The following is a 20,683-nucleotide window of genomic DNA, read 5'->3' as shown; positions in this document are numbered from 1 at the left end:
TTACGCCACGGGCTTTTTGTGTATTAGGGAGCAGGAGTGCTTCAGGTGTGGAAATCGGGTACGGGCTGTGGATTACGGATTACGCGCTTTGAGATAGGGGACAATACGAGCGCTGCGCCTTCGGACAATGGCAGCGGGACTTACGCTGAAGGTAAGGTTTGGCTGTAAACTGATGGGATGTTGGGCCTAGAAGATGTTGATAGGACTTGTCCCTGAAAAGAGAAATACTTTAGCCTACACCCATAAAAAAGCAGCCATTTGGCTGCCTTTGAATGTCTTTCTGAGTGTCACACTTATTCTTGGGGGGCTTGTTCAAGATCGCACTCTTCGTCGATCTCCTTCTGTTTGAGTTTCGCTTTTTCAATCATAGGAGTGATGGTCGAGCCTTGGACAAGGATAGAAAATACCACTACTGAATATGTCATGACCAACACGATCTCTTTTACATCTATCAGCTTATCCTGAATGACCCAGATACCCGATGGAATTGATAGCGCCATCGCTAATGCCAGCCCACCACGGAGGCCACCCCAAGTGAGTATCCTGACAGACCAAGGGTTGTACTTGCGGTAGCGTTTGAAGCCAATGTAAGAGAAGAATACGCTCAGGTAGCGAGCTGCGAGTACTAATGGGATGGAGAACGCCATTAGGATCCAGTCTTCTTTATGGAACTCAAATAGTAACATAGACATACCAATGAGCAGGAAAAGCACGCCATTTAAGAATTCATCTACCAGCTCCCAGAAGTGGTCTAAGTGGTCTTCACTTTCTTTAGAGAAACCGATAAAGCGAGTCCAGTTCCCTATCATGATACCTGACACAACCATAGCTAGCGGGCCTGAAACGTGTATCACTTCAGCAAACGCATAACCGGCCGTTGGCATACCAATCGTGAGCAGCAGTTCCATAGAGTGATCATCTGTAGCACTAATCAAGTAGTGGAAAAGTAGTCCTAGAGCAAAACCATAGGCAATACCACCGATGGCTTCTTGAATGAACAGTAATGCCACACTGCCCACCGTTGGCGTTTCTGTGCCGAATGCGATGGTAAAAATAGTAACGAAGATTACTAAGCCGAAGCCATCGTTAAACAGAGATTCACCTTCGATTTGGGTTGAAATACGTTTTGGTGCATCAAGTTTCTTTACGATCGCAAGAACAGCGATAGGGTCGGTTGGCGAGATCAGTGCGCCAAATAACAAGCAATAAATGAGATTGAATTGAATGCCGATCAGTTGACAGAATCCATACAGTACAAAGCCTATAAAGAACGTCGAAAACAGGGTCGCGCCGAGAGCAAGCACTGTGATTTCCCATCTTTGATCTTTTAAATTGGGAAGTTTGATTCCTAATCCGCCCGCAAATAACAGAAATCCAAGGATCCCTTTTAGAAGAAAGTCTTCAAAGTTAATGCTGGATACCGTGTTTGAAGCGATTTCAGTCAGGTGGAACCAATCATTCTGACCCGCAATTAAGATAAGTAGCGAAAGCATCATCGAACCAGCGGTAATCGCGATGGTGGTTTGCATCTTACCTATCTTGCTGTTTATAAAAGCAATCAACATCGCTGCTGCAGACAGGAAGCACAGTGTGTAGTAGACCGACATTAGAATCTCATTATGTAACAAATTATGAATGAAGATTTTCTGCCTACTATGTTCAAATAGCAAACACTTTTTGTCATAAGTAAGTCATCAATTTGATCTTTTAGACGTCTAGACTCCTTTAATAACTGTGATAGGATGGAGGCATAAATAAAGGAATGAGGCAGTACCGTGGGAAGTAATGTAAGGCAACAGATTGAAGGTCAATTAAAGCAACGTATCTTATTGATTGATGGTGGTATGGGCACCATGATCCAAGATTACAAATTGGAAGAGCAAGATTACCGAGGCGAGCGCTTTGCAGATTGGCACTGTGATTTGAAGGGTAATAATGACCTGTTAGTGTTGTCACAGCCAACGTTAATCAGAGATATCCACGCAGCGTATCTTGAAGCAGGGGCGGATATTCTTGAAACCAACACTTTCAATGCGACGACTATCGCTATGGCTGACTACGATATGGAAAGCCTCAGCGAAGAGATTAACTTTGCCGCAGCAAAATTGGCAAGAGAAGTCGCTGATGAATGGAGTGCGAAGACGCCAGATAAACCTCGCTATGTTGCCGGTGTTCTTGGTCCTACTAACCGCACATGTTCTATCTCACCGGATGTAAATGACCCTGGTTATCGAAATGTTAGCTTTGACCAGTTAGTTGAAGCGTATTCTGAATCGACTCGCGCTCTGATCCGAGGTGGGTCTGATCTTATCCTTATTGAAACCATTTTTGACACTTTGAATGCCAAGGCTTGTGCCTTCGCGGTTGATAGTGTGTTTGAAGAACTGGGTTTTAGCCTACCTGTTATGATCTCAGGTACCATTACCGATGCGTCGGGTCGGACATTATCCGGTCAAACAACCGAAGCCTTCTATAACTCTCTACGTCACGTTCAACCAATCTCATTTGGACTTAACTGTGCCCTTGGCCCTGATGAGCTAAGACCATACGTTGAAGAGCTTTCACGTATCTCTGAGACGTTTGTTTCAGCACACCCTAATGCGGGTTTGCCGAATGCTTTTGGTGAGTACGACCTTTCTCCTTCGGACATGGCGGTTCATGTCAAAGAGTGGGCTGAAAGTGGCTTTCTTAATTTAATTGGCGGGTGTTGTGGTACTACGCCTGAGCATATTCGCCAAATGGCAAAGGTGGTCGCTGGAGTAAAACCAAGAGCACTTCCTCAATTGACGGTGGCTTGTCGCTTATCAGGTCTTGAACCGTTAACGATTGAGAAGGAAACTCTGTTTGTTAACGTCGGCGAACGAACAAACGTTACTGGCTCTGCTCGCTTCAAACGATTGATCAAAGAAGAACTCTATGACGAAGCGTTAGAGGTTGCCCGCCAGCAAGTAGAGAACGGCGCACAGATCATCGATATCAATATGGATGAAGGCATGTTGGATGCGGAGGCGAGTATGGTTCGTTTCCTAAATCTATGTGCATCTGAGCCAGAAATCTCGAAAGTCCCTATCATGGTCGATTCATCCAAATGGGAAGTCATTGAAGCGGGTCTAAAGTGTATTCAGGGCAAAGGCATTGTTAACTCCATATCTCTTAAAGAGGGTAAAGAGAAATTTGTCGAACAGGCTAAGTTGATTCGCCGTTACGGTGCGGCTGTTATTGTCATGGCATTTGATGAAATCGGTCAGGCAGAGACACGTGCACGTAAACTAGAGATATGTACGAATGCCTACAATATCTTAGTCAATGAAGTCGGTTTCCCACCGGAAGATATCATTTTCGACCCAAATATTTTCGCTGTTGCAACGGGCATTGAGGAACACAACAATTATGCGGTGGACTTTATTGAAGCGGTAGCAGACATCAAACGCGACCTCCCTTATGCGATGATATCTGGTGGCGTTTCGAACGTCTCCTTCTCTTTCCGAGGTAATAACTACGTTCGAGAAGCGATTCATGCTGTGTTCCTCTACCACTGTTTTAAAAACGGCATGGATATGGGTATCGTAAATGCAGGGCAACTCGAAATATACGACAACGTACCCGAGAAGCTGCGTGAAGCGGTTGAGGATGTGGTGCTCAACCGTCGCGATGACAGTACTGAGAGGCTACTGGATATTGCTGCGGAGTACGCAGACAAGGGAGTAGGTAAAGAAGAAGACGCGTCGGCACTTGAGTGGCGTACTTGGCCTGTTGAAAAACGTTTAGAGCACGCCTTAGTAAAAGGTATTACCGAGTTTATTGTTGAAGATACTGAGGAAGCGCGCGTGAATGCTGCCAAACCGTTAGAGGTGATCGAAGGCCCTCTCATGGATGGTATGAACGTCGTCGGTGACCTGTTTGGTGAAGGCAAAATGTTCCTACCTCAGGTGGTGAAGTCAGCACGTGTAATGAAGCAGGCAGTTGCCCACCTAGAGCCATTTATCAATGCGGGCAAACAGGAGGGATCTACTAACGGTAAGATTTTATTAGCAACGGTGAAAGGTGATGTTCACGATATTGGTAAGAATATCGTAGGTGTCGTTTTGCAATGTAATAACTATGAAATTATCGATCTCGGGGTGATGGTTCCGTGTGAACAGATCCTTAAAGTCGCTAAAGAAAAGAATGTCGATATCATTGGACTTTCCGGCTTAATTACCCCTTCACTCGACGAAATGGTTCATGTTGCCAAAGAGATGGAACGTCTTAATTTCGATTTGCCGCTTTTGATTGGTGGTGCAACCACATCTAAAGCTCATACCGCTGTTAAGATAGAGCAGAACTACAAACATCCCGTTGTTTATGTAAACAATGCGTCTCGAGCGGTTGGTGTGTGTACCTCGCTGCTTTCAAATGAACTGCGCCCTGATTTTGTTGAAAAGCTTGATGCAGATTATGTACGTGTACGTGATCAACATAACCGCAAAAAGCCACGTACTAAGCCTGTTACTCTTGAACAAGCACGAGCGAACAAGGTTGCCATTGACTGGGAGAGTTACACACCGCCAGTTCCTGCTAAGCCGGGTGTGCATGTATTTGACGATTTTGACATCGGTACTTTGCGTAAGTACATCGATTGGACGCCATTCTTTATGACATGGTCTTTGGTGGGTAAGTATCCCACTATTTTCCAACATGAAGAGGTAGGTGAAGAAGCAAAACGTCTCTTTGAGGACGCGAATGAACTACTCGATCGTGTTGAACAAGAAGGTTTGATGCAGGCGCGAGGAATGTGTGCACTTTTCCCTGCTGCAAGTATTGGCGATGATATCGAGGTCTATACTGATGAATCTCGTACTGAAGTCGCTAAAGTTCTGCATAACTTACGTCAGCAAACCGAGAAACCTAAAGGCTTTAACTACTGTTTGTCTGATTACATAGCACCTAAGGAGTCGGGCAAAAAAGATTGGATTGGTGCCTTTGCTGTAACAGGTGGTATCAATGAACGGGAGCTGGCTGATCAGTACAAAGCGCAGGGCGATGACTACAATGCGATCATGATTCAAGCGGTTGCTGACCGATTGGCTGAAGCCTTCGCTGAGTATCTGCATGAGCGGGTACGTAAAGAGATCTGGGGTTATGCCGAAGATGAAAACTTATCCAATGAAGAGCTCATTAGAGAGAAGTATCAAGGTATTCGTCCTGCGCCTGGATATCCGGCTTGTCCTGAACATACCGAGAAAGGCCCATTGTGGGAGTTGATGAAAGTCGAAGAGACGATAGGGATGACCTTAACGTCCAGTTACGCGATGTTCCCTGGGGCGTCTGTTTCGGGCTGGTACTTCTCTCATCCAGATTCTCGCTACTTTGCGATCGCACAGATCCAACAAGATCAAGTTGAAAGTTACGCGCAGCGCAAGGGATGGGATATGCTTGAAGCAGAGAAATGGCTGGGCCCTAACATTAACGGCTAGAGCCTTTCCTGATAGAAAAAGCGCAGCTCAATGAGCTGCGCTTTTTAATATGTATCTGAGACTAGATCAGGATTGTCGCAAGTCCGAGGAATACCGACAAACCAATGACATCGGTGACGGTTGTTAGAGCCATTCCCCCTGCCAGTGCTGGATCGATATTCATTTTCTTGAGTAGGATCGGAATGGTTACACCGGCAACACCAGCAACAAACAAGTTGGTTAACATCGCTGCCGAGATGATTCCACCCAACATCCAGTTTCCTTTCCAAGCAACGACAATACCACCGATAATTAATGCCCACATGATGCCATTGAGTAGGCCGATGGCCGCCTCTTTCATCAGTAGTTCACGCTTGTTGGAATCACCGATATGGCCAAGCGCTAGACCACGGATCACCAGAGCGACGGTTTGGTTACCAGCAACCCCGCCCATCGAAGGCACAATTGTCATCAACACGGCGATCGCGGCCATCTGATCGAGAGTGGCTTCAAACATATTTGAGACCGATGCCGCAGCAAGAGCAGCAAGAACATTAGCACCTAACCAAATACTGCGTTTTCGTGCTGATTTTACCACTGGGGCGAAAGTATCTTCGTCATCATCCATACCCGCCATACTCATCATCGAGTGTTCTGCGTCTTCACGAATGACATCGACAACGTCATCGATAGTAATACGTCCAACAAGGTGCTGCTTGTCGTCGATTACAGGAGCTGAAATCCAGTTACGACGTTCAAACAAGCTCGCTATGTCTGAGTCGCTCATCGTCACATCGATAGCTTCGTCGGCATCTTCCATCACATCACTGACTTTGACGTCTGGTTGCGTTGTGATGAGTGTTGTGATCGGCAGTTCGCCGATCAGTCGGCTCTCTTCATCGATAACGTAGAGTGCGTCAGTGGCTTCCGGCAATTCGCCTTTCATGCGTAGATAACGTAATACAACGTCGACATCGACATCACCACGAATAGTGATGACGTCGGTGTTCATTAAACTACCGGCGGTGTCTTCTGGGTAGGAAAGGGCAGTTTCAACTAATAGACGCTCAGCTGCGTCCATTTGAGATAAAACTTCTCTTGAAACATCATCGGGTAGGCTTCGAAGAACGTAAGCGACATCATCCGTCTCCATACCTTCGGTTGCTTCTGCCAGCTTTTCTGGTGCCATTCTAGACACTAGATCGTCTTTCACATCCTCATTCAGTTCATCGAGGATTTCACCATAATCTTCTGGGTCGGTGAGCTGCCAAAGAACTTCACGGCTTTTACGAGGTGATGCTTCTAATAGATGGGCAATATCTTCCGGTTCCATGTCCTGCAATTGACGACGGACATGGACAAAACGGCCATTTTCTAGCGCTTCAGTAACTTCTTTCAGGGCTTGGTGAGCTTGATCGAACTCTATTTGCTCTGCCATTGATTCCCCCTGACTCTATATTCCTACAATACTATGAATAGTAACCGAATTTTAGGATGGATTTAATAAGTTAATGTGAAGGAAGGTCATTTAGTTAGAGCATTTACGAGGATTACTCCTCTTCATCAAACTTATCTTCAATAAGATGACAGACTGCTTCTAACGCGGGATGAGCATCGTTTCCCTCAGCACTAATGGTAACGTGCTCTCCCTGAGCTGATTCTAGCATCAGCAGCCCCATGACACTATCGGCAGTGGCTTCTTTGCCTTCATGGTTTTGGATAGTCAGAATGGCGTCGTAAGATTGGGCAAGTTCAACCAGTTTTACAGCAGCACGAGCATGAAGCCCAAGACGATTTTGAATTAACACAGTACGACTTTGCTGCTGCATAAACTTATTCCTTATGATTTTTCTCTAATGAGGCATGGCGTATTTGTACTTGGTGTCCCATTTCAGCAAAGTACTCGCCAATTTGCTGAGTAAGATAGACGGAGCGGTGTTTTCCGCCCGTGCATCCAATCGCTACGGTTAGGTAGCTACGATTATTTTTCTCTAATAAGGGTAGCCAGTCTTCAATAAATTTTTGGATCTGACGTTTCAGCTCCATAACCTCTTGGTGACCTTCTAAGAAAGACTTAATAGGGGCATCTAATCCTGTTAGGGGGCGTAAATCTGGCTCCCAATGTGGATTGGGTAAGAAGCGAACGTCGAAGACATAGTCTGCATCACTTGGGAGTCCATACTTAAAACCAAATGACTGGAACACCATGACTAGGTCTTTACGCTCACGACCTTCAACTCTCATGCGCACGGTTTCGCTGAGTTCGTGCAGAGATTGGTTGCTGCTGTCGATGACCAAATCGGCATGTTCTTTCAGCGGGGATAGAATACATCTCTCTTTTTCGATCGCTTGTTCGAGTGAAGTATTGCCCAAACTCAATGACAAGGGATGGATTCGACGAGTTTCGCTGTAGCGTTTAAGCAATGTGTCTTTGTTCGCATCTAAGAATAGAACGCTAACATCCGAGTCTTGCTTAAGTTTAGCCAGTACGTCTTCGACAAGATTCGGCTCAGTGGGCAGATTACGAATATCGATGCTGACAGCAACGTTTTGCTTACTGGACTGAACTGTTTTGACGAAGACTTCGAGTAAATCGACGGGGAGGTTATCAACGCAGTAATAGCCAAGATCCTCGAGAACTCGCAATGCGACGCTTTTTCCAGCGCCTGATTGGCCGCTTACAACGATGAGACGCATTATTGATTGACCATGATGTCGTAAAGCTCTTGATCAGACTGAGCTTTGCGAAGCTGTTTTAGGATCTGCTTATCGTTTAAACGCTCTGCCATACTAGAAAGGGTTTTAAGGTGCTCTTTACATTGCGCGTCAGGCACGAGAAGAGCAAAAAGTAGGTCTACAGGGCGGTTATCGATAGAATCAAATTCAACCGGAGATTCACATTGCAGTAAAACTGCAACTGCTTTATCGCTGGACTGCATACGAGCATGGGGAATGGCAATTCCATTTCCAATGCCAGTACTGCCGACTTTCTCGCGACTTAGCATACATTCAAATAATTCAGTTGAGTTTTGACCTGTCTGTTCAGCAACGAGTTCACTGATCAGCTCTAGGGCTCTTTTTTTACTAGTACATTGAACTGCACTTTTCGTGCAGTTCAATGTAAGGATTTCGCTTAGTTGCATGGTTTTAGTGGGCGTTTAGCTTTTCTTTGTGCTTGTTGAGCTGTCGAACAAGTTTGTCGACGAGCGAATCTATGGCTGCATACATGCTTTCATCGTCAGAAGAGGCATGAATTTCACCTTGGTTAACGTGAAGGGTAGCTTCTGCGATTTGACGTAGTTTTTCAACTTTTAATACAACATGTACGCTGTTGATGTGGTCGAAAAAGCGTTCTAGCTTTTGAAACTTTTCGTTTACGTAGTCTTGCATTGAATCGGTTAGATCAACGTGATGGCCATTAATATTGATTTGCATAGACTTTCCTTCTCGGTTTTTAGGCCTTATAGCAGGCGTTTGCGCTGACTTGATGGTGCAATACCTAGTGACTCTCGGTATTTAGCGATTGTTCGTCTAGCGACCTGAATCCCTTGGTCAGCGAGTAGAGCAGCAATCTTGCTATCACTAAGTGGTTTGGCACTGTTTTCGGCAGCGACAAGCTTCTTGATGAGGGCACGAATTGCAGTTGATGAGCATTCTCCGCCATTGTCAGTACTGACATGACTTGAAAAGAAGTACTTCAATTCAAAAATGCCACGAGGGGTATGCATGTACTTTTGCGTCGTCACCCTTGATATGGTGGATTCATGCATGTCGACCGCGAGAGCGACATCATTCAGCACCATAGGTTTCATGGCTTCTTCTCCATACTCAAAGAAATCGCGCTGATGTTCAACAATACACTTAGCAACTTTGAGCAGAGTCTCGTTTCTACTTTCTAAACTTTTAATCAGCCATTTTGCTTCTTGCAAATTGCTGCGAATATACTGACTGTCAGCACTGTTGCCTTTACCTAAGGCCGCATATTGCTGATTTACTTTCAGTCTTGGAACTGAATCTGGGTTGATCGTTACAACCCACTTACCGTGATCTTTGTAAACTGATACATCAGGAATGACGTATTCAGCGTGCTCTGAAGCAATACGGCTCCCCGGTCTTGGATCGAGCTGCTGAACGAGTTTAAGAGCTTCGCGTATCTCCGCTTCTTTCAGTTTAGTCTCTTTAATGATCAGTTTGTAATCTCGATTGCCTAACTGATCAATGTGATGGGTAAGAATTAATTTCGCTTCTGCGAGCCAAGGAGTGTCTTCAGGATAAGTGGCTAGTTGCAGCAGTAGGCAGTCCTGCAAATTAATGGAGGCTACACCGAGAGGATCAAATTGTTGGACACGCTTGCGTACAGCTTCAATTTCTTCGATCTCAATTTCTTCGTTATTGAAATTTTCTAAGATCTCTTCAGTGGAAACGGTTAAGTATCCGTAGTCATCAATGGCATCAATTAAGGCGAGAGCGATGGTTCGATCTGTTTCACTAAATGGTGTCAGGTCAAGCTGCCAAATGAGATAGTCTTGCAAAGACTGGGTGGTTTCACCTTGATAAACAGGAGTATCATCGTCGAGAGCAATGCCTGTACTGCCGGTATTTGCGCTATAGACATCATCCCAAGTGGTATCAATTTCGAGGTCGTTACTAATTTCAGATTTTTCGATGAGTTCAGAACTGTCTTTGACGTCGGGTTCCGCGGTATCTGCAAGTTCTACGGTAGGCTCTTTTTCCTCACTGCGGGTATTGTCTTCAACCGTAGGTTCGTCATGGGCCTCTTCTACCTCAAGTAGAGGGTTTGAATCCAATGCTTCTTGAATTTCCTGTTGAAGATCTAGCGTTGACAGTTGCAACAAACGTATTGCTTGTTGCAATTGAGGAGTCATCGCTAACTGCTGTCCTAGCTTGAGTTGTAATGAGGGTTTCATTCAGTATTGCTTGCCTTCATGCTGGAGAATCTTACCGTTCTTCCCTTTAATCATAGACGGAATTGCTCGCCGAGATAAACTTGTTTCACTTGTTCGTTGTTAAGCACTTGCTCCGGTGTACCTTCTGCAATCAGGTGTCCTTGACTTACAATGTAGGCTTTTTCACATACATCAAGCGTTTCACGAACGTTGTGGTCAGTGATCAAAACGCCAAGGCCACGATCTCTCAGGTGTTCAATGATCTTTTTGATGTCGATGACCGAAATAGGGTCAACGCCAGCAAAAGGTTCGTCCAACAAAATAAATTGTGGATTGGCTGCGAGTGCCCTTGCTATCTCAACTCTTCGACGTTCACCACCAGATAATGCCATACCAGCGCTGTTGCGTATGTGCTGAATGTGGAATTCTTCCAATAAATCTTCCAACTTGTCTTGGCGCTCTTCTCGAGTCATCTCTTCACGAGTTTCGAGAACCGCCATGATGTTATCTTCCACTGAGAGTTTGCGGAAAATAGACGCTTCTTGTGGAAGGTAGCCTATCCCCATACGTGAACGGCTGTGCATCGGTAAGATACTGATGTCTTTATCATCGATAGTAATTGAGCCTTCATCACGAGCGACCAATCCTACAATCATATAGAAGGATGTTGTTTTCCCTGCTCCGTTAGGACCAAGCAGGCCAACGATTTGGCCTGATTCAACTTTAAGACTTACATCCGTTACGACGGTTCGATTGCCATAGGTTTTCGCTAAGTGCTCAGCTTTAAGTATTGCCATAACTACTCTTGTACTGCTTGTGGCTGAAGAACGGTAGATACGCGGTCGCCTTTCTCTTTACCGTCAGCAATCAGCTTTTGAGAAGAGATTTTGTAGCGAATCTTGGTACCGCGGATAACACTATCGTCTTGAGATAGCATCGCTTGATCTATCATGGTTAGTTGGTCATCGACCATGACGTAGTAAAGCTCTTTTGCTTCACCATACAGAGTTTTGCCATCGTCAGTGAGCTGCGAGAACGTCGCTAGATTGCCGTAGCCTTCAATCTCTTGGATTGAGCCATCTTTCGGGTCACGAGTCACTATCACTTTGTCTGCGTTAATGTTGATACTGCCTTGTTTCAACTTAACGTCACCGATAAATGTGACTTTGTTGCTTTGCATATCGAGCTGTTGACTGTCAGAGTCGATATAAACTGGCTGTTCCTGGTCTGTTGATAGCGCCAATGCTTGGCTAGACAGAAATAAACAAGAAATCAGACTAAGGTGTGAGAGTTTCATATCTACCTTGTACGTGCTTGTATAGGGTTGCGTGATTATCGGCAAAATTGCCTGTCATCGCTTGTCCCACTGTTTCAAATTGAGGCCCAACCATAATGACTTGGTTGTCTGCCCAAAAGTCTCTACTGTCCAACTGAATATTCATGATATCGGTGGACAAAGTGTCAAAACCTGATTCTGGAAGTAAATTACTTGCTAGGACGTTCTCATAAAGCGTTAAGACATGCTCTTTGGTCAATACGCCACGCTCAGCCGTTATCTCCCACTCTTGAGTGGTACCTTCTTTATAAACCTTCAAAACCGGTTGGTTAAAAATTGTGTCACCACTTTTTGCGTAGTGGTCGAGATTTACCGATGTAATCACGTAGCTGCGGATACCACTTTCAGTGTAAGAGGTATTTTCTAAACCTTTTCCGCTAAACATCGGTAGCTCTGTATCTGGCTCTACCTGAATATCATAACTCTGCTGTTGGTCGAAAAGATAGTAAGCAGACCAGCATATTATGAAAGTTAGGATCAGATAGCCAATACGAGAAAGACTCATATACTTAGACCTTTATGAACATCAAGTTCGTTTCGTGCTTGAAGGATGAGGTCACAAACTTCTCTTACTGCACCATGCCCACCTTTAATTACGGTGACATAGTTTGCTCTTTTTGCCAGTAGCGGATGCCCGTCTGCGACACAAACCTTGAGTGCGACTTGCTCCATTACGGGCCAGTCAATCAGGTCATCGCCAATATACCCAGTATGCTGTGGCAAGATATTGAGTTTATCGCAAATGTCTCGATATGCTTTTACTTTGTCGTCTTGACCTTGGTATATCAGCGAAATACCAAGCGCTTTCATTCGATTTTCGACGATTTGCGAACGGCGACCAGTGATGATGGCTATTTTGATACCAGCATTCATTAGTGATTTTACGCCATAGCCATCTCGAGTATGAAAAGTTTTAAGTTCTTCACCCTCGTTGCCCATGTAAATTAAACCGTCGGAGAAGACGCCATCAACGTCACAGATAAGCAATTTAATTTGTTTGGCAATTTCTAATGTGGATTGTTCCACTGGTTGATATAAAGTTTCAATCATTTTCGACATTACATCACTCCGGCTTTTAGTAAATCATGCATGTTAAGGGCGCCGACAACTTTGCCGTTCTCGCATAGCACCAAACCATTAATGCTCTTGTCTTGCATTAGATTAAGTCCTTCGGCCGCAAGCATATTTGGTTCTGCAATGGTTGGATTAACCGTCATAACATCGCCGATCAGAGCGGTATGAATATCAATGCGTTTGTCCAGAATTCGACGTAGATCCCCATCGGTAAAAATACCGATCAGTTGCTGGTGGTCATCAACCACAGCGGTCATTCCTAGACCTTTCTGACTGATTTCTAGTAATGCCTCACGGACAACGGTGCTGGGAGTTACCAGAGGAAGGCTATCGCCAGTGTGCATGATGTCTGCCAGTTTTAGCAGCAACTTGCGACCCAGCGCTCCACCTGGGTGTGACAGCGCAAAATCTTCAGCAGTAAATCCGCGAGCCTGCATTAATGCCATCGCCAACGCATCGCCCATAACTAGAGTGGCGGTTGTGCTTGAGGTTGGAGCAAGCTGAATAGGGCATGCCTCTTTTGGCACAGTGATTTGGAGATGAATATCTGACAGTTTTGCCATATTTGAGGCTGGCTTGCCTGTCATACTAATAATTTTAATGTTGAGTCGCTTCAATACTGGGAAAAGACTCAAGATCTCAGAAGACTCGCCTGAGTTTGAGATAGCAAGAACCACATCGCCAGGTTCAATCATACCGAGGTCGCCATGAGCCGCTTCACCCGGGTGGACGAAGAATGCCGATGTGCCTGTACTGGCTAATGTTGCGGCAATCTTGTTGCCAATATGGCCAGATTTACCCATCCCCATGACAACGACTTTGCCTTCTTTATTCGCACGGATTAGCTCACAAGCATTGATAAAGTCGTCGTTGATGTATTGGTCGAGTTGTTTTAGGGCCTCAACTTCGGTTTGTAAAACCTCTAGGGCAGCTGAGCGATAATCAAACATAAATACTCCGAGATGAGGTTAAGCAGTCATATTCATGATGAGGTAGGCTTGGTAGCCAATGAAACAGCAAAACAGCACTGCGCCTTCAGCACGGTTGATGCTACGAGATTTGCCCAGTGCCATTGCAACGAGCAGCAAAGATACGCCAAGCATGACCCAAAAATCACGGCTCATGGCAAATTCACTCAAAACTGAAGGGTTGAGGATACCTGGGATCCCCATAACCGCTAAAATATTAAATACGTTTGAACCGATGATATTACCGACGGCCATATCGTCTTCGCCTTTCATCACGCCAGCAAGGGAAGCGGCCAGTTCTGGTAGGCTCGTTCCTACTGCGATAATGGTCAGTCCAATGACTAAGTCACTCATTCCGAAGTACTGAGCAATAATCACCGCGTTGTCGACCAACACATCCGCTGCGAGAGGTAACACAATCAGACCTATCACTACCCAGATTGCCGCTTTAGCGTTACTTACGCCCTCTGGTACTTCAGACTCTTGTTCTTCGATAAGAACATCACCGTTCTTTTTCTCATTGCGGCTAATGCGAAGCATGGCAACGATGAATGCTGCAAACAGTACAAAAAGAAGAATACCTTCATAGAACCCTAAATGGCTGTCCCAAAGTAACACACCAGCAAGGATGGTGACGCCAATCATGAGAGGAAGTTCACGTCTTAGTACAGCAGAACTGATAGAGAGCGGCTTAATAAGCGCAGTTATGCCTAGTATTAAAGCAATGTTGGCGATGTTGGAACCAAGTACGTTACCTACAGCAGTATCCGTTTTCCCATCGAGGGCTGCGGTTGCTGAAACCATCATCTCTGGTGCAGATGAACCCATTGCTAGGATAGTCATACCGATCACGAGTGGAGAGATTCCCACGTTTCGCGCTAGAGCTGCAGCGCCAAATACCAGTTTATCGGCACTCCAAACTAAAAATACCAATCCAATAATGAGAAACGCAACGGCTTCGAACATGATGATTCCTAATCAATATACAACGAGAGAATTTAACCGTTAATTTTGACGGTTTGGCTATTAAAAGGGAAGCGCTTCATTCAATTAATTGTTAACCAAATTGTCTATTTGATTAGAGATGCCTTGAGTTATTGGGATTGCCAAGAATATTCGAAGATCTCACAATTAATCGAACAGTGCTTTAAATTGTAAATGAATGTGCTTATGATTGCCCATTCATAAGGGAAGGGGTAATAGCTCAAGATGGAATCCGAAGACCTAGTTACAATAAAGCAGCTCATGTTTTCTCGTGGAGAGCGCAAAATATTTGATAACGTTAGCTTGAGTGTACCTAAGGGAAAAATCACCGCTATCATGGGACCTTCTGGCATTGGTAAAACGACACTGCTACGTCTTATTGGAGGTCAAATCTACCCAGAAAGTGGCGAGATCTGGTTTGATGGTCACAACATTCCATCGCTTAGTCGTAAAAAGCTCTACCAAGAGCGAAAAAAGATGAGCATGTTGTTTCAATCGGGGGCTCTGTTCACCGATTTGTCTGTTTTTGACAACGTTGCCTTTCCTCTACGTGAACATACAAATTTGGATGAGTCTCTGATCCGCACTTTGGTGCTACTTAAACTAGAGGCGGTGGGGCTGCGTGGTGCCGCTTCACTGATGCCGAGTGAACTGTCCGGTGGTATGGCAAGACGAGCGGCACTCGCTCGAGCTATCGCGCTAGACCCAGACCTAATCATGTATGATGAACCTTTTGTTGGCCAAGATCCCATCACCATGGGTGTGCTCGTTGAACTGATCCGCAACCTGAATCAAGCACTCAGTGTGACATCCGTCGTGGTTTCACATGATGTTCCAGAAGTAATGAGTATTGCCGATTTAGTCTACATACTGGCAAATGGTAAAGTCATTGCTCATGGAACCCCTGAAGAGCTACGTACTAACCCAGATCCACAAGTGCAGCAATTTCTTGTAGGGGATGCTGACGGCCCTGTACCATTCCGTTATCCGTCTCAACCTCTAGCTGAGGAGCTCTTCTTATAATGGCAGGCTTAGCAAATTTTGTGGCTTCTGTTGGTCGTCGCGCCTTATCCGTAACAGAGTCGTTTGGTCGTGCAAGTTTAATGCTATTCGGTGCTTTAGCGAGTAAGCCACAGCCAGTTAAAAACTTCCCATTGTTGGTAAAGCAACTTTATACAGTCGGTGTTCAGTCGCTGATCATTATCGTGCTGTCTGGTCTATTTATTGGCATGGTACTGAGCTTACAGGGTTACGTCATTCTGGTTGATTTCGGTGCTGAAGGGGCGTTAGGTCAAATGGTGGCGTTGTCATTGCTACGTGAGTTAGGACCTGTCGTCACGGCTTTGCTATTCGCCGGTCGTGCAGGGTCAGCCTTAACGGCCGAAATTGGTTTGATGAAAGCAACAGAACAGCTTTCCAGTATGGAGATGATGGCGGTTGATCCACTCAAACGAGTGATCGCACCACGATTTTGGGCGGGTGTGATATCTATGCCTCTACTAGTGATGATTTTTATGGCTGTCGGTATTTGGGGCGGTCAACTTGTCGGGGTTGATTGGAAAGGAATCGACCACGGCAGCTTCTGGTCAGCAATGCAAGCCTCTGTAGAGCTTGGTCAGGATATTGGTAACAGCATGATTAAGAGTATCGCTTTCGCAATCACTGTTACTTGGATAGCTTTATTTAATGGCTACGATGCGATACCCACATCTGAAGGTATCAGCCGTGCTACAACACGCACCGTAGTCCACTCTTCTCTTGCTGTACTTGGTCTAGACTTCGTACTAACCGCATTGATGTTTGGGAACTAATCATGCAACAAACTCGAAAGATTGAATTATGGGTCGGTAGCTTTGTTCTTGCCGGAATTTGCGCAATTCTGGTGATGATTTTTCAAGTCGCTGACGTGAAAGGGCTAGGCTCTAACGATACTTATACCCTCAAAGCTGAGTTCGACAATATTGGTAGTTTGAAGGTTCGTTCACCGGTCAAAGTCGGTGGCGTGGTTATCGGACGTGTCGCGGCGATCAACTTGAATAGTGAGTCTTTACTACCCGTTGTTACCATGGCGATCAATAGTAAGTACGATCAGTTCCCAGAGACATCTAGTGTGAAAATCCTTACCTCTGGTTTGATCGGCGAGCAGTATATTGGTCTCACACCAGGCTTTGTATTTGACGATGAGCAGATGCTGGTGGAAGGGGACTATATTGAAGATACTAAGTCTGCACTTGTACTTGAAGATTTGATTGGACAGGTTCTTTACAGTGTAGGCGGCTCTGATGAGTAAGGAGATAAACATGTTGAGAAAGTTAGTACTTACTCTTCTGGCATTTTTTGTCACATTTAATGTGGCTGCGAATGAAATTGATAAGACTCAGCCATATGACATGATGAAGCTGGTCTCTGAGCGTGCTTTTGAGCGACTCAAATCAGAGCAACCACTGATTCACCAAGATCCAAACTATTTGAAAGTGATTGTTGAAGAAGAGCTTATGCCTTTCGTCAATGAGAAATATGCAGCACTCAAGTTACTGGGCCCTAATTTAAAAGGCGCTAAACGTGAAGATGTGAGTCAGTTTATCGTCGCATTTCGTTCTTATCTCATTAGCTCTTACGCTCAAGTGCTTACTCAATACACGGATCAGACCATTGAATTTGGTCCTGAAGCGAAAAATAGTGCGGACAAAAATATTATTGGTGTCAAAGTGGATATCGTTGATTCGCCAAGACCCAACATTAAGCTCGAGTTCAAGCTAAGAAAAGATAAGAACACGGGTGAATGGCAAGTGTTTGATATGATTGCTGAGGGTATTAGTTTGCTCTCTAGTAAGCAATCTGAATGGAGTACCAAGCTACGTCAAGAGGGCATTGCTGCTGTTGCTGATGAGCTAGAAGCACTGTCTCAGCAAGCTATTCGCTTTGAGAGTAAAGCGCAATGATGCATCCGCAGTGGCAAGTGATCAGTGAGCAACAATGTGCCTTAAACGGCAACTTGGACAGAGACACAGTGCCTGCCCTATGGACACAGCTACAGAGGTTCAAACCAACTTTGAGTGAGATGGAGTTGTCGCTAAAGTCGGTTGAACGAGTCGATTCGGCAGGAATGGTGATGTTAATTCATCTAATAGACAATGCAAAAAAGCAAAACTGTCATATAATGCTCAGTTTCGTGCCGAATGAATTGCGCACATTATTTCAGCTAAGCAATGTAGAACAAATCGTTGCTAAGCATTTAAAGAATACTACAGGGGTGAATTGTGGATAGCGCAAAAGTACAACAGATTTTAAACGAAGCACTGAATCTAGAAGAGCTGCACGTCAAAGGCGAAGGCAGTCATTATGAAGTCGTTGCTGTTGATGCTTGCTTCGACGGAATGAGTCGCGTTAAAAAACAACAGCTAATTTATGCACCACTGATGGAATATATCCAACGAAATGACATCCACGCTGTTTCTATTAAAGCTTACACTCCTGCAGAGTGGGCTCGTGATAAGAAGTTGATGTCACTGTAAGGTTTAAAAATGGAAAAGTTTCGAGTTATAGGTTCTAAAAAGCCTCTAGTAGGTGAAGTGACCATCTCAGGTGCCAAGAACGCTGCACTACCAATTTTATTTGCTTCTATTCTTGCTGAAGAGCCAGTTGAAGTGGCCAACGTTCCACGTTTACGTGACATCGACACAACGATGGAGCTATTGGGACGTCTTGGGGCGAAAGTCGAGCGTAATGGGTCTGTCCACGTTGACCCTAGCAGTATCAATGAATACTGCGCGCCTTACGACTTAGTAAAGACGATGCGTGCATCTATTTGGGCATTAGGTCCACTAGTGGCGCGTTTTGGTCAAGGTCAAGTTTCATTGCCGGGTGGTTGTGCGATTGGTGCACGTCCGGTTGATCTCCATATTCATGGTCTAGAGCAGTTGGGTGCAACCATTACTCTTGAAGATGGGTATGTGAAAGCCAATGTTGATGGACGCCTGAAAGGCGCTCACATCGTGATGGACAAAGTCAGTGTTGGTGCCACCATTACAATTATGTGTGCGGCGACTTTGGCAGAAGGCACGACAGTGCTGGACAACGCAGCACGTGAGCCGGAAATTGTCGACACTGCTGAGTTCCTAAATAAACTTGGGGCAAAAATCTCAGGTGCAGGCACAGACACAATTACAATTGAAGGTGTTGAACGTCTTGGCGGGGGCAAACATTCAGTTGTTGCTGACCGTATTGAAACGGGTACCTTCCTCGTTGCAGCCGCTGTTTCTGGTGGTAAAGTCACTTGTCGCAATACGAAAGCGCATCTTCTAGAAGCCGTTTTGGCTAAGTTAGAAGAAGCGGGTGCTGCGGTAGAGACAGGGGAAGATTGGATCTCAGTCGATATGACAGGTCGTGAACTCAAGGCGGTAACGATTCGTACGGCGCCTCACCCAGGTTTCCCTACTGATATGCAGGCTCAGTTTACTTTGCTTAACATGATGGCAAAGGGTGGCGGCGTGATCACAGAGAACATCTTTGAAAACCGCTTTATGCATGTTCCAGAATTAATGCGTATGGGCGCTAAAGCTGAAATTGAAGGCAACACAGTCATCTGTGGTGACGTTAATGAGCTAAGTGGTGCTCAGGTCATGGCAACCGACCTTCGTGCCTCAGCGAGCTTAGTGATTGCTGGCTGTATTGCTCACGGTGAAACTATCGTTGATCGTATTTATCACATTGATCGTGGCTACGATAAAATTGAAGATAAATTATCTGCTCTTGGCGCAAATATTGAACGTTTCCGTGATTAGAGATAAAATCAGCTAACGCTTGTAAGCCGAAACGCGAGTTTCGGCTTTTTTATGAAAAACAGATCAGGTAAAGTCTGGGGCAATTAAAATGATTCCCCGCTGATCTTGGAGAACCACAATGATTGCACTACTACGTGTATTGGCTGTTGCGATTTTTGCAATTGTGATGTTTGTTTTTGGTTGCGGCTACTGTTTATTGAGTCCACGTAATCCAAAACACGTTTTTACCTTTGGTCGCCTGTTTGGCAAGATGTCACGTGTTTTCGGCATCAAACTTGAGCTGCGTATCCCTGAGGATGCTTATGAGCGTGGTCAGCATATCTATATCGCTAACCACCAGAATAACTGGGATTTGTTTACAGTCTCTTCTGCGGTTACGCCAAAAGTCGTGACGGTGGGTAAAAAGAGCCTTGCGTGGATGCCTCTGTTTGGTCAGCTATATTGGCTAACGGGGAATATCTTAATCGACCGCGCTAACCGTTCAAAGGCGAAGGGCACCATTGATCAAGTGGTTGATAGCATGAACAACAGTGATGTGTCAGTCTGGATGTTTCCTGAGGGTACTCGCTCACGTGGACGTGGTTTGCTGCCATTTAAAACGGGCGCTTTCCATGCCGCCATTGGCGCTAAGCTACCTATTATTCCTATTGTGTGTAGCTCAACGTCAGGCATTAAGCTCAACCGCTGGAATAACGGCCATGTTATCGTAGAGATGCTGCCTCCAGTGCAGGTCGATGAATACGGTAAAGAGCATGTTCGTGAACTCGCAAACACTTGTCGTGAGCAGATGGAAGCGAAACTTGAAGCGCTTGATGCCGAAGTGGCAATGCTAAATCAGCAGCAGGGCGTAAAAGCCTAACGTAATGTGCGTGATAGGTATGTATAAACCAGTAGATGCAAATCTACTGGTTTTTTTATGCGTTGAGAACAGTGATTATTTCACGGTAATACCCACATCAAAATTATCTGGCCAGTCTAAAAAGCGTTGAATATTATCGCCTTTAAAAATGCCACTATGCTGTGGACATGGCATATCAATGTTGAACTGGCGCAGTGGGGAGAGAAGACAATTTCGTTTCAGTTGATATAAAAAAAGCCAAGTCTTTCGACTTGGCTTTTTAAAGTGGCTCCTCCTGCTGGGCTCGAACCAGCGACCTGCGGATTAACAGTCCGTCGCTCTACCAACTGAGCTAAG

General features: G+C 45.2%; 23 protein-coding genes. 10 read left to right on the top strand and 13 right to left on the bottom strand.

Annotated elements, in window-relative coordinates; genetic code table 11:
- Positions 1 to 36 precede the first annotated feature (36 nt).
- Complete coding sequence (locus tag ACQEXT_RS20820; protein ID WP_331418027.1) at positions 37 to 168, top strand: hypothetical protein; 132 nt, start codon at positions 37 to 39, stop codon at positions 166 to 168.
- A gap of 125 nt (positions 169 to 293) precedes the next feature.
- Here the strand turns inward: ACQEXT_RS20820 and ACQEXT_RS20815 are convergent, their stop codons facing one another.
- Positions 294 to 1,607, bottom strand: a complete 1,314-nt coding sequence (locus tag ACQEXT_RS20815; RefSeq protein WP_331418028.1) for a sodium:proton antiporter — start codon at positions 1,605 to 1,607, stop codon at positions 294 to 296.
- Positions 1,608 to 1,775: 168 nt separating this feature from the next.
- On the opposite strand from ACQEXT_RS20815, the gene metH reads away from it, so the two are divergent.
- A complete protein-coding gene (gene metH, locus ACQEXT_RS20810; RefSeq protein ID WP_426953387.1) occupies positions 1,776 to 5,456 on the top strand; it encodes a methionine synthase in 3,681 nt (1,226 codons plus the stop codon).
- A gap of 61 nt (positions 5,457 to 5,517) precedes the next feature.
- Here metH and mgtE read toward each other — a convergent pair whose 3' ends face one another.
- From mgtE to ACQEXT_RS20750, 12 genes are all read right to left on the bottom strand, one after another.
- Positions 5,518 to 6,873, bottom strand: coding sequence for a magnesium transporter (gene mgtE, locus ACQEXT_RS20805; protein ID WP_138971416.1), 1,356 nt, complete (start codon positions 6,871 to 6,873; stop codon positions 5,518 to 5,520).
- A 112-nt stretch (positions 6,874 to 6,985) separates the two neighbouring features.
- Complete coding sequence (locus ACQEXT_RS20800) at positions 6,986 to 7,264, bottom strand: HPr family phosphocarrier protein (protein WP_138971417.1); 279 nt, start codon at positions 7,262 to 7,264, stop codon at positions 6,986 to 6,988.
- Between the two features lie 4 nt (positions 7,265 to 7,268).
- Complete coding sequence (rapZ, locus tag ACQEXT_RS20795) at positions 7,269 to 8,132, bottom strand: RNase adapter RapZ (protein ID WP_138971418.1); 864 nt, start codon at positions 8,130 to 8,132, stop codon at positions 7,269 to 7,271.
- Entirely contained in the window at positions 8,132 to 8,578 is a 447-nt protein-coding gene (ptsN, locus tag ACQEXT_RS20790; RefSeq protein WP_138971419.1) for a PTS IIA-like nitrogen regulatory protein PtsN, read from the bottom strand. Before ptsN ends, rapZ begins: the two co-directional genes overlap by 1 nt.
- Positions 8,579 to 8,582: 4 nt before the next feature.
- Positions 8,583 to 8,870: a ribosome hibernation promoting factor gene (gene hpf, locus ACQEXT_RS20785; protein ID WP_138971420.1), complete on the bottom strand. Its 288-nt coding sequence runs from the start codon at positions 8,868 to 8,870 to the stop codon at positions 8,583 to 8,585.
- Positions 8,871 to 8,896: 26 nt separating this feature from the next.
- Positions 8,897 to 10,363: an RNA polymerase factor sigma-54 gene (locus ACQEXT_RS20780; protein ID WP_426953385.1), complete on the bottom strand. Its 1,467-nt coding sequence runs from the start codon at positions 10,361 to 10,363 to the stop codon at positions 8,897 to 8,899.
- Between the two features lie 50 nt (positions 10,364 to 10,413).
- Positions 10,414 to 11,139 (bottom strand): LPS export ABC transporter ATP-binding protein, encoded by a 726-nt coding sequence (gene lptB, locus ACQEXT_RS20775; RefSeq protein WP_426953384.1) that lies wholly within the window; start codon positions 11,137 to 11,139, stop codon positions 10,414 to 10,416.
- Between the two features lie 2 nt (positions 11,140 to 11,141).
- Complete coding sequence (gene lptA, locus ACQEXT_RS20770; RefSeq protein WP_269378516.1) at positions 11,142 to 11,639, bottom strand: lipopolysaccharide transport periplasmic protein LptA; 498 nt, start codon at positions 11,637 to 11,639, stop codon at positions 11,142 to 11,144.
- Complete coding sequence (lptC, locus tag ACQEXT_RS20765; protein WP_138971424.1) at positions 11,620 to 12,183, bottom strand: LPS export ABC transporter periplasmic protein LptC; 564 nt, start codon at positions 12,181 to 12,183, stop codon at positions 11,620 to 11,622. Before lptC ends, lptA begins: the two co-directional genes overlap by 20 nt.
- Entirely contained in the window at positions 12,180 to 12,737 is a 558-nt protein-coding gene (kdsC, locus tag ACQEXT_RS20760) for a 3-deoxy-manno-octulosonate-8-phosphatase KdsC (RefSeq protein WP_138971425.1), read from the bottom strand. The genes lptC and kdsC overlap by 4 nt, the downstream gene beginning before the upstream one ends.
- Positions 12,737 to 13,702: a KpsF/GutQ family sugar-phosphate isomerase gene (locus ACQEXT_RS20755; protein WP_426953383.1), complete on the bottom strand. Its 966-nt coding sequence runs from the start codon at positions 13,700 to 13,702 to the stop codon at positions 12,737 to 12,739. Before ACQEXT_RS20755 ends, kdsC begins: the two co-directional genes overlap by 1 nt.
- Positions 13,703 to 13,720: 18 nt before the next feature.
- On the bottom strand, positions 13,721 to 14,686 hold the full coding sequence (locus ACQEXT_RS20750) for a calcium/sodium antiporter (protein ID WP_331418034.1): 966 nt from the start codon (positions 14,684 to 14,686) through the stop codon (positions 13,721 to 13,723).
- A gap of 243 nt (positions 14,687 to 14,929) precedes the next feature.
- Between ACQEXT_RS20750 and mlaF the strand changes: the two genes are divergently transcribed.
- The 8 genes from mlaF to ACQEXT_RS20710 all read left to right on the top strand — a co-directional run bounded on the left by mlaF (position 14,930) and on the right by ACQEXT_RS20710 (position 20,347).
- The gene (mlaF, locus tag ACQEXT_RS20745; protein WP_138971428.1) at positions 14,930 to 15,727 is read left to right on the top strand and encodes a phospholipid ABC transporter ATP-binding protein MlaF; all 798 of its coding nucleotides are present in this window, start codon (positions 14,930 to 14,932) and stop codon (positions 15,725 to 15,727) included.
- Entirely contained in the window at positions 15,727 to 16,515 is a 789-nt protein-coding gene (gene mlaE / locus ACQEXT_RS20740) for a lipid asymmetry maintenance ABC transporter permease subunit MlaE (RefSeq protein WP_138971429.1), read from the top strand. The genes mlaF and mlaE overlap by 1 nt, the downstream gene beginning before the upstream one ends.
- A gap of 2 nt (positions 16,516 to 16,517) precedes the next feature.
- A complete protein-coding gene (gene mlaD / locus ACQEXT_RS20735) occupies positions 16,518 to 16,994 on the top strand; it encodes an outer membrane lipid asymmetry maintenance protein MlaD (protein ID WP_138971430.1) in 477 nt (158 codons plus the stop codon).
- A 10-nt stretch (positions 16,995 to 17,004) separates the two neighbouring features.
- The gene (gene mlaC, locus ACQEXT_RS20730; RefSeq protein WP_331418036.1) at positions 17,005 to 17,646 is read left to right on the top strand and encodes a phospholipid-binding protein MlaC; all 642 of its coding nucleotides are present in this window, start codon (positions 17,005 to 17,007) and stop codon (positions 17,644 to 17,646) included.
- Complete coding sequence (locus ACQEXT_RS20725) at positions 17,643 to 17,972, top strand: STAS domain-containing protein (RefSeq protein ID WP_426953381.1); 330 nt, start codon at positions 17,643 to 17,645, stop codon at positions 17,970 to 17,972. Before mlaC ends, ACQEXT_RS20725 begins: the two co-directional genes overlap by 4 nt.
- Complete coding sequence (gene ibaG / locus ACQEXT_RS20720) at positions 17,965 to 18,219, top strand: BolA family iron metabolism protein IbaG (RefSeq protein WP_045957198.1); 255 nt, start codon at positions 17,965 to 17,967, stop codon at positions 18,217 to 18,219. The genes ACQEXT_RS20725 and ibaG overlap by 8 nt, the downstream gene beginning before the upstream one ends.
- Before the next feature lie 9 nt (positions 18,220 to 18,228).
- Positions 18,229 to 19,488: a UDP-N-acetylglucosamine 1-carboxyvinyltransferase gene (gene murA / locus ACQEXT_RS20715; RefSeq protein WP_138971433.1), complete on the top strand. Its 1,260-nt coding sequence runs from the start codon at positions 18,229 to 18,231 to the stop codon at positions 19,486 to 19,488.
- A gap of 118 nt (positions 19,489 to 19,606) precedes the next feature.
- Positions 19,607 to 20,347: a 1-acylglycerol-3-phosphate O-acyltransferase gene (locus ACQEXT_RS20710; RefSeq protein ID WP_138971434.1), complete on the top strand. Its 741-nt coding sequence runs from the start codon at positions 19,607 to 19,609 to the stop codon at positions 20,345 to 20,347.
- The last annotated feature ends 336 nt before the right edge of the window (positions 20,348 to 20,683 follow it).

It is taken from the genome of Vibrio sp. TRT 29B02 (assembly GCF_050113655.1).
Taxonomy (GTDB): domain Bacteria; phylum Pseudomonadota; class Gammaproteobacteria; order Enterobacterales; family Vibrionaceae; genus Vibrio.
This window is presented reverse-complemented; position numbering and strand designations above follow the sequence as displayed.

Coding starts and splice junctions, on each gene's coding strand:
- ACQEXT_RS20750 (WP_331418034.1), bottom strand. CDS start 14,686: ATGTTCGAAGCCGTTGCGTTTCTCATTATTGGATTGGTATTTTTAGTT.
- ACQEXT_RS20815 (WP_331418028.1), bottom strand. CDS start 1,607: ATGTCGGTCTACTACACACTGTGCTTCCTGTCTGCAGCAGCGATGTTG.
- ACQEXT_RS20710 (WP_138971434.1), top strand. CDS start 19,607: ATGATTGCACTACTACGTGTATTGGCTGTTGCGATTTTTGCAATTGTG.
- lptC (WP_138971424.1), bottom strand. CDS start 12,183: ATGAGTCTTTCTCGTATTGGCTATCTGATCCTAACTTTCATAATATGC.
- ptsN (WP_138971419.1), bottom strand. CDS start 8,578: ATGCAACTAAGCGAAATCCTTACATTGAACTGCACGAAAAGTGCAGTT.
- hpf (WP_138971420.1), bottom strand. CDS start 8,870: ATGCAAATCAATATTAATGGCCATCACGTTGATCTAACCGATTCAATG.
- mlaE (WP_138971429.1), top strand. CDS start 15,727: ATGGCAGGCTTAGCAAATTTTGTGGCTTCTGTTGGTCGTCGCGCCTTA.
- ACQEXT_RS20755 (WP_426953383.1), bottom strand. CDS start 13,702: ATGTTTGATTATCGCTCAGCTGCCCTAGAGGTTTTACAAACCGAAGTT.
- kdsC (WP_138971425.1), bottom strand. CDS start 12,737: ATGTCGAAAATGATTGAAACTTTATATCAACCAGTGGAACAATCCACA.
- ACQEXT_RS20800 (WP_138971417.1), bottom strand. CDS start 7,264: ATGCAGCAGCAAAGTCGTACTGTGTTAATTCAAAATCGTCTTGGGCTT.
- mgtE (WP_138971416.1), bottom strand. CDS start 6,873: ATGGCAGAGCAAATAGAGTTCGATCAAGCTCACCAAGCCCTGAAAGAA.
- ACQEXT_RS20725 (WP_426953381.1), top strand. CDS start 17,643: ATGATGCATCCGCAGTGGCAAGTGATCAGTGAGCAACAATGTGCCTTA.
- ACQEXT_RS20780 (WP_426953385.1), bottom strand. CDS start 10,363: ATGAAACCCTCATTACAACTCAAGCTAGGACAGCAGTTAGCGATGACT.
- mlaF (WP_138971428.1), top strand. CDS start 14,930: ATGGAATCCGAAGACCTAGTTACAATAAAGCAGCTCATGTTTTCTCGT.
- rapZ (WP_138971418.1), bottom strand. CDS start 8,132: ATGCGTCTCATCGTTGTAAGCGGCCAATCAGGCGCTGGAAAAAGCGTC.
- murA (WP_138971433.1), top strand. CDS start 18,229: ATGGAAAAGTTTCGAGTTATAGGTTCTAAAAAGCCTCTAGTAGGTGAA.
- mlaD (WP_138971430.1), top strand. CDS start 16,518: ATGCAACAAACTCGAAAGATTGAATTATGGGTCGGTAGCTTTGTTCTT.
- mlaC (WP_331418036.1), top strand. CDS start 17,005: ATGTTGAGAAAGTTAGTACTTACTCTTCTGGCATTTTTTGTCACATTT.
- lptB (WP_426953384.1), bottom strand. CDS start 11,139: ATGGCAATACTTAAAGCTGAGCACTTAGCGAAAACCTATGGCAATCGA.
- lptA (WP_269378516.1), bottom strand. CDS start 11,639: ATGAAACTCTCACACCTTAGTCTGATTTCTTGTTTATTTCTGTCTAGC.